The sequence below is a fragment of the Bradyrhizobium sp. GW821-FHT13H06 genome (assembly GCF_058803975.1).
Map to the genome: position 1 here is coordinate 407,135 of NZ_JBXAPN010000003.1, position 13,923 is coordinate 421,057.

10 protein-coding genes and 1 riboswitch are annotated in these 13,923 nt (G+C 66.5%); of the genes, 3 read left to right on the forward strand and 7 right to left on the reverse strand.

What is annotated here, in order from left to right; all coding sequences use genetic code 11:
• Positions 1 to 18: 18 nt before the first annotated feature.
• Positions 19 to 1,314 carry an MFS transporter gene (locus AC1RQP_RS14380; protein WP_492937444.1) on the reverse strand — a complete coding sequence of 432 codons (1,296 nt, stop codon included), beginning with the start codon at positions 1,312 to 1,314 and terminating at the stop codon, positions 19 to 21.
• A gap of 100 nt (positions 1,315 to 1,414) precedes the next feature.
• The gene (gene ggt / locus AC1RQP_RS14385) at positions 1,415 to 3,166 is read right to left on the reverse strand and encodes a gamma-glutamyltransferase (protein ID WP_492937445.1); all 1,752 of its coding nucleotides are present in this window, start codon (positions 3,164 to 3,166) and stop codon (positions 1,415 to 1,417) included.
• Positions 3,167 to 3,267: 101 nt separating this feature from the next.
• Between ggt and AC1RQP_RS14390 the strand changes: the two genes are divergently transcribed.
• A complete protein-coding gene (locus tag AC1RQP_RS14390) occupies positions 3,268 to 4,653 on the forward strand; it encodes an MFS transporter (protein ID WP_239628730.1) in 1,386 nt (461 codons plus the stop codon).
• A gap of 55 nt (positions 4,654 to 4,708) precedes the next feature.
• Here the strand turns inward: AC1RQP_RS14390 and purH are convergent, their stop codons facing one another.
• The 3 genes from purH to AC1RQP_RS14405 all read right to left on the reverse strand — a co-directional run bounded on the left by purH (position 4,709) and on the right by AC1RQP_RS14405 (position 9,684).
• Positions 4,709 to 6,301, reverse strand: a complete 1,593-nt coding sequence (gene purH, locus AC1RQP_RS14395) for a bifunctional phosphoribosylaminoimidazolecarboxamide formyltransferase/IMP cyclohydrolase (protein WP_492937446.1) — start codon at positions 6,299 to 6,301, stop codon at positions 4,709 to 4,711.
• Positions 6,302 to 6,326: 25 nt separating this feature from the next.
• Positions 6,327 to 6,408: riboswitch (ZMP/ZTP riboswitch) on the reverse strand.
• Positions 6,409 to 6,465: 57 nt separating this feature from the next.
• On the reverse strand, positions 6,466 to 8,184 hold the full coding sequence (locus AC1RQP_RS14400) for a heparinase II/III family protein (protein ID WP_239628733.1): 1,719 nt from the start codon (positions 8,182 to 8,184) through the stop codon (positions 6,466 to 6,468).
• Positions 8,185 to 8,337: 153 nt separating this feature from the next.
• The gene (locus AC1RQP_RS14405; RefSeq protein ID WP_492937447.1) at positions 8,338 to 9,684 is read right to left on the reverse strand and encodes an RsmB/NOP family class I SAM-dependent RNA methyltransferase; all 1,347 of its coding nucleotides are present in this window, start codon (positions 9,682 to 9,684) and stop codon (positions 8,338 to 8,340) included.
• A gap of 188 nt (positions 9,685 to 9,872) precedes the next feature.
• On the opposite strand from AC1RQP_RS14405, the gene AC1RQP_RS14410 reads away from it, so the two are divergent.
• Entirely contained in the window at positions 9,873 to 10,073 is a 201-nt protein-coding gene (locus AC1RQP_RS14410; protein WP_239628737.1) for a DUF1674 domain-containing protein, read from the forward strand.
• Positions 10,074 to 10,143: 70 nt separating this feature from the next.
• Entirely contained in the window at positions 10,144 to 10,734 is a 591-nt protein-coding gene (locus AC1RQP_RS14415; RefSeq protein ID WP_492937448.1) for a thermonuclease family protein, read from the forward strand.
• Between the two features lie 51 nt (positions 10,735 to 10,785).
• Here the strand turns inward: AC1RQP_RS14415 and AC1RQP_RS14420 are convergent, their stop codons facing one another.
• Together AC1RQP_RS14420 and acs are read right to left on the reverse strand one after the other, a co-directional pair.
• Positions 10,786 to 11,301 carry a L,D-transpeptidase gene (locus tag AC1RQP_RS14420; RefSeq protein WP_492937450.1) on the reverse strand — a complete coding sequence of 172 codons (516 nt, stop codon included), beginning with the start codon at positions 11,299 to 11,301 and terminating at the stop codon, positions 10,786 to 10,788.
• 440 nt (positions 11,302 to 11,741) lie between these two features.
• Entirely contained in the window at positions 11,742 to 13,688 is a 1,947-nt protein-coding gene (gene acs, locus AC1RQP_RS14425) for an acetate--CoA ligase (protein WP_239628743.1), read from the reverse strand.
• Positions 13,689 to 13,923 lie beyond the last annotated feature (235 nt).

A 13,923-nucleotide genomic window follows, 5' to 3' on the forward strand; every position in this document is an offset into this window, starting at 1 on the left:
CCGGGATGACAGTGGCTACTAATCCGCGTACAGCACGCGCCCGCGTGTCTCCGGCAGCGCGAAGGCGGCGATGAAGAACACTGCGTACGCCGCCACCGCGAAGATCGCGATCGCATTGCCGAGCGACGTCGTCGCCGACAGCGCGCCAACCAGGAATGGAAACAGCGCGCCGATGCCGCGGCCGAAATTGTAGCAGAAGCCCTGGCCCGAGCCGCGCAGCCGCGTCGGATAGAGCTCGGTCAGGAACGCGCCGATCCCGGAGAAATAGCCCGAGGCGAAGAAGCCGAGCGGGAAACCGAGTATCCAGAGGATCTCGTTGGTCAGCGGCAGCTGTGTGTACAGAAGCACCACCGCCATGGCTCCGAGCGAGAAGATCAGGAACAGATTGCGCCGCCCGATCCGGTCGGCGAGCCACGCGCCCACGAGATAGCCGATGAAGGAGCCGATGATCAGCGTCGCGAGATAGCCGGTCGATCCGACGATCGACAGGTGCCGCTCCTTGGTCAGGAATTGCGGCACCCAGAAGGTGACGGCGTAGTAGCCGCCCTGGCAGCCCGTCGCCATCAGCGACGCAAGCACCGTGGTCTTCACGATCGGGAAGGTGAAGATCTCCCAGAGCTTCGGATGACTGCCCGTTTCCGCGTGCCTGGCGCGTGCCTCGACTGCGATCGCCGGTTCGGTGACAGAGCGGCGGATGTAGAACACCAGAAGTGCCGGCAGCGCACCGATCACGAACATCCAGCGCCAAGCCGTCTCCGCCGGCAGCAGCGAGAACAGGATCGCCTGCGACAGCACGGCCAGGCCCCAGCCGACCGCCCAGCCCGACTGGACCGAGCCCACCGCGCGCCCACGATATTGCGGCCGGATCGCCTCACCCATCAGCACGGCGCCCGCCGCCCATTCGCCGCCGAAGCCGAGACCGAGCACGGCACGTGCGATCAGGAGCTGATCGAAATTCTGCACGACGGCGCAGACCAGAGAGAAGAACGAGAACCAGATGATGGTGATCTGGAGCGTCCTGACACGCCCGATATGATCGGAGAGATAGCCGCCGAGCCAGCCGCCGATGGCAGAGGCGAGCAGCGTCACCGTGCCGGCAAGGCCGGCCGAGGCCGCATCGACCTTCCACAGGGCGATGATGGTGCCGATCACCAGCGGGTAGATCATGAAGTCCATGCCGTCGAGCGCCCAGCCCGCAGCGCAGGCCCAGAACGTCCGCCGCTCGGGCGCGTTCATGTCGCGATAGAAGGCGAGCAGGCTGGTGTCCTCGATCTCCGCGCGTTCGATGCGCTGGTTCGGATCGGCGGTGGTCATGCGCGTTTCCCCGGCAATTGCTTTTGGCCGGGCCGGTGGTAGCACGCACGCCGGCCTGTGCAAGCCGCTGCGCGCTGCCGTGCCATGCAGGGAGAGCGGGCTACTGCGCCGCCGCTTCCGCGCCGCGCGTCCGCGGATCGGCCGCGCCAAGCAATCCCTTCGGCGTCACGAGAATCGAATTCGCCGATGTCTGCCCCATCGGCTCGACGACGAGGTGGCCCATGGCCTTCAGCGCGAGCAGCACGTCGTCGGGAAAGCCGCGCTCGACGCGCACCTCATCCGGTAGCCATTGGTGATGCAGCCGCGGCGTTGCGACCGCGGCCGCAATATCCATCTTGTAGTCGAGCACGTTCACGATCACCTGGAGCACGGTCGAGATGATGCGGCTGCCGCCGGGCGAACCCGTCACCAGCACCGGCTTGCCGTCCTTCAGCACGATGGTCGGCGACATCGACGAGAGCGGCCGCTTGCCGGGGCCCGGCAGGTTTGCCTCGAAGCCGACGAGGCCATAGGCATTGGAAGCGCCGACTGCCGCGGTGAAATCGTCGAGCTCGTTGTTGAGCAGCACGCCGGTGCCGTCGGCGACGAGGCCGACGCCATAGCTGAAGTTCAGCGTATAAGTGTTGCTGACGGCGTTGCCGCGACCGTCGACGACGGAAAAATGCGTCGTGTTGCTGCCCTCACGCGGCGCGGCAGAAGCGGACACGAGCTCCTTCGACGGCGTGGCGCGTTCGGCAGATATGCCCGCGCGCAGCTCGGCGGCATAGTCCTTCGCGATCAGCGTCTCGATCGGTGCGTTGACGAAGGCGGGATCGCCGAGATAGCGCGCGCGATCGGCATAGGCACGCTTCATGGCTTCGATCAGCAGATGCAGCGATGCCGCCGATCCCTGCTTCAGATCGGCAAGCTGAAAGCCTTCGAGGATGTTGAGCGTCTCCAGCAGCACCACCCCGCCGGACGAAGGCAGCGGCATCGACACGATGTCGTAGCCGCGATAGGTGCCGCGCACCGGCGCGCGGATGACCGGCTGATAGGCCTTGAGGTCGGCCGGCGTCATGATGCCGCCGGCGTCGGCTACGGCCTTGGCGAGTTTCTCGGCGACCGGCCCCTCGTAGAAGCCGCGCGGCCCGAGCGCGGCGACGGCCGACAGCGTTTCGGCGAGATCGCCCTGCAGCAGCCGGTCGCCTTCGCCCAGCGGCGTGCCGTCAGGCCGCGAGAAGATCCTGGCCGAGGAAGGCCAGCGTGCCAGCCGTGGGTACCAGCTCGGCAGCGTATCGGCGATGTCGTCGCTGACGATGAAGCCATCGCGTGCGAGCGCGATGGCGGGCGCGAGCAGCTGCGCCAGCGTGAACCGGCCGGAGCCGTATTTGTCCAATGCCAGCGCGAGGCCCGCGACCGTGCCGGGAACGCCGACGCCGAGCGCGGAATCCCGTGACTTCGTCGTGTCAGGCTTGCCGTCTGCGCCGAGGAAGATCTGTGGTGTCGTCGCAGCCGGCGCGGTCTCGCGATAGTCGATCGTGATGTCTTCGTTGCGATCGGCGGAATGGATCACCATGAAGCCGCCGCCGCCGATATTGCCGGCGCGTGGGTAGGTGACGGCCATCGCAAAGCCGGTCGCGACCGCAGCGTCGACCGCATTGCCGCCGCGCCGCAGGATGTCGGCGCCGACCTGCGCAGACAACCTCTCCTGCGCCACCACCATGCCGTGCTCGGCGACGACAGCGCGAACCGCGTCGCGCGCGGGCGGCACGTAGCCCCGCCGCGCATCCTGCGCGGTCGCAGGCGCGAGACTGAACGCCAAAGTGGCTATGAAGGCGAAGAATGTCCGTCGTGTCGAATATGATGACATCATCAAAACGTCTGCCGCGGCCTCGGGCCAGTTCACACACCTCGCTGCAATGCTATACGGTTTGCTCCAAGAGGGACAAAACTGTTCGTGATGAGGACTGCCGGATGACGACGATTGCCCCCGATGTGCGGATGGCCGGCGCGCAGCGGACCTATCCGCCGCGCGCCGCCGTCGTCAGCTGGATCTTGTTCGATTGGGCCGTGCAGCCCTATTTCACGCTGATCACGACCTTCGTGTTCGCCCCCTATTTCGCGACCAGCGTTGCGCCAAATCCCGCCACCGGGCAGTCGCTGTGGGGTTTTGCAATGGCCGCCGCGGGCCTTGCGATCGCGCTGCTGTCGCCGGTGCTGGGGGCCATCGCGGATGCATCGGGCCGCAGGAAACCATGGATCGCAGGTTTCGGCGCGGTGCTGGTCCTGGCGTCCTGCACGCTGTGGATCGGCAAACCCGGCGATTACGCCATCATTCCGTCGCTGCTCACCGCCGTCGCGCTCGCCAGCGTGGGTGCGGAGTTCGCCACCGTCTTCAACAATGCGATGATGCCGACCCTGGTGCCGCCGGAGCGCATCGGCCGGCTCTCCGGCACCGGCTGGGCGATCGGCTACGTCGGCGGCATCGTCAGCCTGATCATCGTGCTCGGCTTTCTCGCCGCAAATCCCGAGACCGGTCGCACGTTGCTCGGCTTCACGCCGTTGTTCGGCCTCGATCCCGCGACCCATCAGGGCGACCGTGCTGCCGGGCCATTGACCGCGCTCTGGTTCATCATCTTCGTGACGCCGATGTTCCTGTTCACGCCGGATTATCCGGCGAAGCGCCGGTTGCGCGAGGCGCTGCGCGAAGGTCTGTCCGAACTGAAGCGATCGATCAACGCCCTGCCCAGGCAGAAGTCGCTTGCGGCATTCCTGCTCGCCAACATGATCTACACCGATGGTCTGGTGTCGCTGTTCGCGTTTGGCGGCATCTATGCCGCCGGTACGTTCGGCTGGCATACGATCCAGATCGGCACCTTCGGCATCATGCTCGCGATCGCCGGCGCGTTCGGCGCATGGTTCGGCGGCAAGCTCGACGATCGTCTCGGGCCGAAGCGTGTCATCGCCGGCAGTCTGCTGGTTCTGCTGCTGGCAGTGGCCGCGATCCTTCTGGTCGACAAGGACAGCGTCCTGTTCGTCAAGGTCGAGCCGCCGCAAGCAGGCGCTCCCCTGTTCTGGAGCGCGGCGGAGCGCGCCTATCTCGTGCTGGGCTGCCTGATCGGTGCAGCCGGCGGCCCGCTCCAGGCCGCCTCCCGCACACTGCTGATCCGCCTCGCACCGAAGGATCGCATCGCGCAGTATTTCGGCCTGTTCGCATTGACCGGGAAGGTGACATCCTTCATCGGCCCGCTCCTGATCGGCATGATCACCGCCGTGACCGCAAGCCAGAAGGCCGGCATGGCCGTGCTGGTGGTGTTCTTCGTTGCAGGACTGGGGCTGTTGATGCGGGTGCGGAAGTAGCATCCCCACCGTCATTCCGGGCTCGCGCTTCGCGCGTCCCGGAATGACAGCAAGCTCAATGCCTGAAGTGTCGTGTTCCCGTGAACACCATGGCGATGCCGTGCTCGTCGGCGGCCTTGATCACCTCGTCGTCGCGCATCGAGCCGCCGGGCTGCACCACGGCGGTGGCGCCGGCCTCGATGCAGGCGAGCATACCGTCGGCGAACGGGAAGAACGCATCCGATGCCACCACCGAGCCCTTGGTGAGTGGCTCGGCGAGCTTGAGCTCAGCTGCGGCATCCTGCGCCTTGCGCGCGGCAATGCGGGCTGAATCCACCCGGCTCATCTGGCCCGCGCCGATGCCGACGGTGGCGAGATCCCTGGCGTAGATGATGGTGTTGGACTTGACGTGCTTGGCCACGCGGAACGCGAACTTGAGATCGCGCATCTCGGCATCGGTTGGCGCCCGCCTGGTCACGACCTTGAAGGTCATGTCGTCGACCACTGCGTTGTCGCGGCTCTGCACGAGCAGGCCGCCGGCCACCGTCTTGGCGGTCAGGCCCGGCGCGCGCGGATCGGGCAGGCTGCCGGCGAGCAACAGGCGGAGGTTCTTCTTGCCGCCGATGATGGCGATCGCCTCCTCGCTGGCGTCGGGCGCGATGATGACCTCGGTGAAGATCTTCGTGATCTCGCGGGCGGTGTCGGCATCGAGCGGGCGGTTCATCGCAATGATGCCGCCGAACGCCGAGGTGGAATCGCAGGCCAGCGCCTTGCGATAAGCGTCGACGAGGCTGGAGCCTTCCGCGACGCCGCAGGGATTGGCGTGCTTGACGATGACGCAGGCCGCGGTGCGCCTGGCGTCGAACTCGCCGATGCATTCATAGGCAGCATCGGTGTCGTTGATGTTGTTGTAGGAGAGCTCCTTGCCCTGGAGCTGCCGTGCGGTGGAGACGCCCGGGCGCTTGTCGGGCGTGGCGTAGAACGCCGCGGTCTGATGCGGATTCTCGCCATAGCGCAGCGACTGGATCAGCCGGCCGCCGAAAGCGCGGAAGTCGGGCGCGTCGATCTCGAGCTGACGGTTGAACCAGTTCGAGATCGCGGCATCGTACGCCGCGGTGCGGGCATAGGCCTTCGCGGCAAGGCGCCGGCGCAGCTTCAGCGTGGTCGCGCCCTTGTTGGCGGCCAGTTCGTCGAGCACGGCCTGGTAGTCCTGCGCCTCGACCACGACGGCGACGTCGTCATGGTTCTTGGCGGCGGCGCGGATCATCGCGGGCCCGCCGATGTCGATGTTCTCGATGCAGTCTTCGAAGCCCGCGCCTTTGTCGACGGTCGCCTCGAACGGATAGAGATTGACAACGAGAAGATCGATCGGCGCGATGCCATGCGTCTTCATCGCGTCGGCATGCTCCTTGTTATCGCGGATCGCGAGCAGACCGCCATGCACCTTCGGATGCAGCGTCTTGACGCGGCCGTCCATCATCTCGGGGAAGCCGGTCAGCTCGGACACGTCCTTCACCTCGAGCCCGGCCGCGGCTATGGCCTTGGCGGTGCCGCCGGTCGAGACCAGCTCGACATCGTGCGCGGCGAGCGCCTTTGCGAATTCGACCAGGCCGGTCTTGTCGGAGACGGAAAGGAGAGCGCGGGTGACGCGGCGGGGATGGTCAGTCATGAGCAAGATCCTCTGTCTTAAGGAGTGTCTATGCCCAGGCGCGCGGCGGATGTGTCCCGCGCTTCCCGATGGTGCTCCATCCAAGGTCGCCAGTCGCGCGAGCGCGTGTTCGTTAGCAGCTTTTGCCCGTTTTCACAACGACGAGATGCGTTGAATTCGCGCGCCTACAGCGGAAGTTCCGGCTCGCGGCGAGCGTTGCGGCGGGCATTGGTGACGGCCGGCGAGGCGGTGGAGCGGACAAAGCTCCAGCGGATCGAGGGCGCCTGCCGCGCGTCCTGACGGATCACGATCTGGGCGGTGCGGCGCGGGCCGTCATTGCCGGCCAGGAACACGCTGTCCTCGAGGTCGACCTTGTCGTCGAGCGCCTCGAAGGTCCAGACGTCGCGGTTCGGCAGCACCAGCATCACGCCGCGGGCATCCGAGAGCCGGCTCGCCTTCACCGCCGGATGCAGATGGAAGCGCAGCGCGAAATCGGCATCCGCGCCCTTGAAGCGTCGGCCCTGCGGCGGCGAGAGCGTGTCCTCGCCGTCGATGCGGGCGCCGTCGTTGGCGATCATCAGCACGCGACGGTGGATTGCCCCGAACTTGGCGAGGTAGCCGTCATGCGATGTCGTGAGCAGCGTGCCGTTCTGCACGATCTCGCGATAGCTCTCGACCTCGACGGGACCGCTGGTGATGGGCGCGCCGTGCAGGAGCCGCTTCATCGCCGACATCTCGACGAACTGGCATGACGAGGTCTCGTGATAGGTCAACGTCGAATGCGCCGCCGTGCTGCGTGCGAACGGCCGCCAATTGTCGCGGCCCGTGGTCGGCATGCCGCAATTGGTGACGATGCGGCTGATGCCGGACGACAGTTCGAACGACAGGCAGCCGGCGTGGGCGTCGTGGCTGACGCCGGCCGGCGGCGGCGGGCCGGTGTCGATGATCAGCGTGGTCTGGCCGGCATCGAGGCGCTGGAAGCCGGTATGCGGCATGTTCGCCATCGGCACGCCGTGGGTGTCGTCATAGGCGAGCAGCGTGGCGAGCAGGTCCGAAGAGGTCGCGCTCATGCCGTTGAACAGGGCGAAATTGCCGTCGCCGTGCCGGAAGAAGCGCAGCATCGGCATCATGCGATCGATCGCGTTGAGCAGCGCCGGCGGCGGCGCGATGTTGCGCGCGGCAAAGGTCTGCCGCAGTGGCAGCAGGTCGATCAGGAGTTCGATCAGCGCGCCCGGGTTGCGGGAGATGTGTCCACCGTCGGGCAGGATCTGCCGCTGCAATTCGTCCGACAGCTTCTTCGAGGCGCTGCGGATGTGACGCGCCTGGTTGGCGAGGCACAGGGCCGCATAGCACAGCGCGATCAGCACCTGGAGCTTCGGCACCCCGTCGGGAATGTCGACCATGGCGTAGCGCAGGAAGCGGATCTCGCGGGCCAAGGCGCGCAGATAACGGCGATAGAACTTGTTGTCGGTCTCGCCCAGCACCAGCGGCGCCTGCGACAGCAGCGAGATCACGCGCCTGGCCAGCACGTCGGCGCGGCGCGCGACGGGGCGGCGCTTGTTGGCGGGGTTGGCGATCCAGTCCTCGATGAGCGCGCGCGCATTCGCTCGCGTCAGCGCAGTGTCGGCGGCGCGCAAATGACGCAACCAGCCGAAGCCGAGCAGCGCAACTTCCCAATCCTCCGACGGCGGCTCAAGATCGAAGATCGAGCGGCCGTGGCAATTGACGATCTTGCCGGCGAAGACGAAGCGGCCGGCATAGATTTCGGCAGCGCGAGTCGCGTCCGCGGTGCGCAGGTCGTGCGGTGCGATGATCAGCCGGTCGGTGCGGCCGGGCCAGACCCGCGACAGCGCAACGGAACCGCCGCTCGCGCGCGCGAGCATGTTCCGCGCGAAGCGGTTCATGACCAGCGTCGAGATATGTCTGCGTTGAGCGACCGACACGCCTTGCCTTGAAGGGGGAGAGGACGACGAATCCTTATTAATCCCAAAATCGGACGGCTGACACCACCTTGAACGGCGCGAATCAGCGTCGTGATGGCAAAATCCAGTGCAAAATCAGGATTTAACGAGCCGGGCCGCGAAAAATCCGTCGAGGCCGCCGAGCTTGGGATCGGCGTTCGGCAGATGGCAGGGCAAGGTGCGAAGATCGCCGTCCCGGTTGAGGATTTCGTCGAGACCTGCGACCTCCGACGCGTCGATCGGAACACGGCGAAGCGCAGGCTCGGCGGCGAGCAGCGCCGCTACGGCCTGTTCGCCTTCCTCGGGTTCCAGCGAACAGGTGCAATAGACCAGCGTGCCGCCGGGCTTGAGCAGCGACACCGATTTTCGCAGCAGCCGCTGCTGCAGCGTCGCCAGGGCGGCGATGTCGGATTCCTGCCGCAGCCATGCCACGTCGGGATGGCGGCGGATCGTGCCGGTCGAGGTACAGGGCGCGTCGATGAGAATACCGTCGAAGGCCTCGGCCGGGCCGGCCCATTCCAAGGCGTCAGCAACGACAGTCTCCGCCTGGAGCGACAGTCGCGCCAGGTTTTCGCGCAACCGCGCCACTCGCGCGGGCGAGCGGTCGATGGCCGTGACACGCGCGCCGGCATGCGCCAGCTGCGCGGTCTTGCCACCGGGGGCGGCGCAGAGATCGGCAATGGACTTGCCCTTGACGTCGCCGAACAGCCGGGCGGGCAAGGCGGCAGCGGCGTCCTGTACCCACCATTGTCCTTCGGCGAAGCCGGGCAGCATGGTCACCGAACCGTGCAGCAGCATCCGCACCGTTCCCGTCGGCAGCGTTTCGCCATGCAGGCGGCTCGCCCATTGCGCGGGATCGGACTTCACCGTCAGATCGAGCGAGGGCTCGTGGCCGAGCGACAGCGCCATGTCGCGTGCGGTCGCCTCGCCATAGTGCGCGCTCCAGCGCGCAAACAGCCATGGCGGCAGGTCCAGCGATTGTGTCGCGACCTCCTCGATCAGCCCCTTGCCCTCGCGCGCGCAGCGGCGCAGCACGGCGTTGACGAGGCCGGCATAACGCGCGGCGCGGCGGTCGGATTGCACGAGGCGAACGGAGAGGTCGACCGCGGCGTGATCCGGCACGTCCATCCAGAGGATCTGCGCCGCGCCGATCAGGAGCGCGCTCTGCGCACGGGGCGCATCGGAGGGAATTCCCTTGTCGAGCAGGCGGGACAGCACATGGCCGAGCGTGCCGAGCCGGCGCAGCACCGTGGCGACGAGGCGGCGCATCAGCGCGCGGTCGCGGTCGGCCAGCGTCTTCAGTCCGGGATGGGCGCCGCTGCCGTCGAGCTGGTCGTCGAGCGTGCGGTGCTTGTGCAGCACGCCGTCGACGATGTCGGCGGCAATCCGCCGTGCCGCTAGACCGGGCACTTCGGATGGAGGGACGAAACGTTGAGATGGCATGCGGAAGCAAGGTTCTGAGCGAGCGGCAGTTCCGCCGCAATGGCGCATGCCTCGAGAGACTGATCTCTGGCACGCGAATATGCCAAATGTAAGAATGGGCACTCGCGATTGCAGCCCGCAATGACCATTTCAGCAATGCGTTATTGGACCTCGCACTTCCCGTCATCCTGCGTTAGGAACCCGCCGAGATGAGTGACCAGCCCTCCCTTCCCGATCGCAAGCCGCTGTCGCCGGCCGCCCAGCGGGCCTTGGCCGAAGCCGAGGCGCGCCGGCAGGCTGCGGCGGCCGCGCATGATGAAGCCGCGCCGAAGGAGTTGCAGGGGCCAAAGGGTCCGGAGCCAACCCGCTACGGCGACTGGGAGCGCAACGGCATCGCTTCGGACTTTTGAGACGCCGCTTTACGCGCGCTCCTCATGAGCCATCTTGCCGGTTCGGCCGACTCAGCCCTAGCGTGCGCGGATGTCGCGCTTCGATCCCAGCCGTCCATACCGGACTTCATACAGCGGCTCGCCGTTCGGCCGTCGCTTCTCCGGACTGTTGCCGTGGATGTTCGTGGTCGGCGTTGTGACGGCCGTCGTGCTCGGCTTCCGCCAGGGAACGATCTGGCCCATTCCGCATGTGGATGACGAACGGTCGCGCGATGCCGAAATCATCCTGAAGCAGTCCGGCGCGGCGGGCGCTCGTCAACCGGTCGAGGTCCTTCGCACCGTCGACGGCGACACGTTTCTGGCGCGCGTGCACCAGCACAATGGCGGCGATCTCGTCGCACGTGTCCGGCTGCGCGGCATCGATGCGCCCGAACTGAAGGCGTCCTGCCAGGAGGAGCTGAACAAGGCCGAAGCTGCTGCCCGCGCGTTGCGCGATCTGCTCAGTCAGGGGGGCGTGACGATCACCAATCTCGGCCCCGACAAATACGGCCGTGTTCTCGCCGACGTCGCCACCCGGAAGACCGCGAGCGTTGCGGCGGCGATGCTCGCCGGCGGTTATGTGCGCAGCTACAATGGCGGCCATCGCGACGGCTGGTGCGCGCGGGGCTGGCGCTTGTGGTAACAAGAAAGCCGCGTCGCAACACGCGGCTTTCATCTCGACCGATTCAGGCGATTAGCGCGTCACGACCACCGTCGTGCCGACCGAGACGCGGCCGTAGAGATCGGTGATGTCGTCGTTGAGCATGCGGATGCAGCCATAGGAGACGAAGCCGCCGATCGAGCCCGGCACGTTGGTGCCGTGGATGGCGTATTCGCCGCCGGTCAGCGTCATCGCCGCGACGCCCATCGGGTTGCGCGGCGAGCCGCCGGGAATGACGTCGGGGATATCAGGCTTGTCGCGCTTCACCTCGGCGGGCGGCGCCCAGGCCGGGTTGAGATACTTGCCCTCGATCTTCGTCGTGCCGGCCCATTGCTTGCCGGCCTTGCCGACGCCGACCGGATAGCGGACGGCGTGGCCGTTATCGAGGATGAGATAAAGCCGCCGCTCGCTGGTCCTGACCACGATGGTGCCCGGCGAATAGTCGGCGAGGTGTGCGCCCACCAGCTCCGGCCGCGCCTCTGCCGCGGTCGACATCAAGACCCCAACCCCGATGGTGGCGGCCAGCGCCACCGCAATCCTCATCGACATCGATGCTTCCCCTTGCCCCAAACGGATCGTCCAAAAATTACGCAGAACCGGCAATCGTCGCCGCGCCAGGCCCTCGTCAGCGCTCATTCTTAACCGCGCCTGTTAACCGGATGGTTTCCACGCGCGGCCGCCGAGGGCCTGCCGGCAGCGGGAACAAAGGAAATGTTCGAAATAGAGTAAATGATCTGAAAACAACACTTTCCGGGAAAGATGCCGGTCGCGCCGGTGCGCGCCCTGACAAGAGCGTGAGGACGTGAACGGCTGTTGTTTTGGAAGGGCCGCGCAAGCTGCCTGTTGCTCTCGTGTCCCGGACGCGCAGCAGCGCCTTAGCGCTGTTGCGAGAGCCGGGTCCCACGGGGCCACACACGTTCTGCCGCTGCATGGGCCCCGGCTCAGCAGCGCACCACTTACGTGCTGCGCTGCGTCCGGGGCGCAAGATCTTACGCCGACTTCCGGTTCTGCCGGTTTTTGACGAGGTCGTCGACGACAGCGGGATCTGCCAGGGTCGAGGTGTCGCCCAGGCTGCCGGGCTCGTCCTCGGCGATCTTGCGCAGGATGCGGCGCATGATCTTGCCGGAGCGGGTCTTGGGCAGGCCCGGCGCGAACTGGATCTGGTCGGGCGAAGCGATCGGGCCGATCTCCTTGCGCACCCAGGTGACGAGCTCCTTGCGCAGATCCTCGGTCGGCTGGACGCCGGCCATCAGGGTGACATAGGCGTAGATGCCCTGGCCCTTGATGTCGTGCGGGAAGCCGACCACCGCCGCCTCCGAAACCTTCTCGTGCGCGACCAGTGCGCTCTCGACCTCCGCGGTGCCCATGCGATGGCCGGAGACGTTGATGACGTCGTCGACGCGGCCGGTGATCCAGTAATAGCCGTCGGCGTCACGCCGGCAGCCGTCGCCGGTGAAGTACTTGCCCTTGTAAGTCGAGAAATAGGTCTGCTCGAAGCGGGCGTGATCGCCATAGACCGTGCGCATCTGGCCGGGCCAGGACCGCGTCAGGCAGAGATTGCCGGTGGTCTCGCCTTCCAGCACCTTGCCATCGGCGTCGACGATCTCAGGCACCACGCCGAAGAACGGCTGCGTCGCCGAGCCGGGCTTGAGCTTGGTCGCGCCCGGCAGCGGCGTGATCAGGATGCCGCCGGTCTCGGTCTGCCACCAGGTGTCGACGATCGGGCAGCGATCGTCGCCGACGACGCGGTGATACCACTCCCAGGCTTCGGGATTGATGGGTTCGCCGACCGAGCCGAGCAGGCGCAAGCTCGCGCGCGAGGTCTTCTTCACGGGCTCGTCGCCGCCCTGCATCAGCGCGCGGATCGCAGTCGGCGCGGTGTAGAAGATGTTGACCTTGTGCTTGTCGATGACGTTCCAGAAGCGGGAATTGTCAGGGTAATTCGGCACGCCTTCGAACATCAGCGTGGTCGCCCCGTTCGCCAGCGGCCCGTAGAGGATGTAGCTGTGGCCGGTGACCCAGCCGACGTCGGCGGTGCACCAGTAGATGTCGCCGTCGTGATAGTCGAAGACGTATTGGTGCGTCATCGAGGCGAACACGAGATAGCCGCCCGTGGTGTGCAGCACGCCCTTGGGCTGGCCGGTCGAGCCCGAGGTGTAGAGGATGAACAGCGGGTCCTCGGCATGCATGTGCTCGACCGGGCATTCCGTCGTCACCATCGCCGCCGCCTCGTGGTACCAGAGGTCGCGCGTCGGGTTCATGTCGACCTTGCCGCCGGTGCGCTTGACCACCACCACCCAGTCGACGCCGTCGGCCTTCGTGAGCGCCGCGTCGACATTGGCCTTCAGCGGCACCTTCTTGCCGCCGCGCAGGCCTTCGTCCGCGGTGATGATGACCTTGGACTGGCAGTCGTTGATGCGCTGGGCGAGGCTGTCCGGCGAGAAGCCCGCGAACACGACCGAATGGATCGCGCCGATGCGTGCGCAGGCCAGCATCGCATAGGCGGCTTCGGGAATCATCGGCAGGTAGATGGTGACGCGGTCGCCCTTCTTGACGTTGCGGGTGCGCAGGATGTTGGCCATCCGGCAGACCTCGTCGTGCAGCTCCTGATAGGTGATGTGCCTTGACTGCGAGGGATCGTCGCCTTCCCAGATGATCGCGGTCTGGCTGGCGCGCGTGTGAAGATGCCGGTCGATGCAATTGTGGGCGACGTTGAGGACGCCGTCCTCGAACCATTTGATCGAGACGTTGCCGGGCGCGAACGAGACGTTCTCGATTTTCGTCGGCGCCTTCATCCAGTCGATGCGCTTGGCCTGCTCTGCCCAGAAGCCGTTCGGGTCCGAGATGGAGCGGGCGTACATCTCCTTGTACTTGGCCTGGTCGACCCAGGCGCGCTTCGCCCACTCCGCGGGGACGTCGTAGATCTTCTCGGACATGCTTCCCTCCACATGCGGCAGGCCGAACGCCAGCGATCGGCGAGCCGACTTGATCATTGACTGATTATGCGTCGGGCTAACCGGACCCGACAAGGAGCACAAGCTGGACCTTCGGCGGGCTACCGGCCATGCGGAGGATCAAGGCGACCCGCCGCGACTGTCGCAGATCTGAAACAGGCCCGCGGGGCGGCTTTTGGGCCTCGGCCCGGAGGCCCGGGTCAGGCGGTGCAGAGCT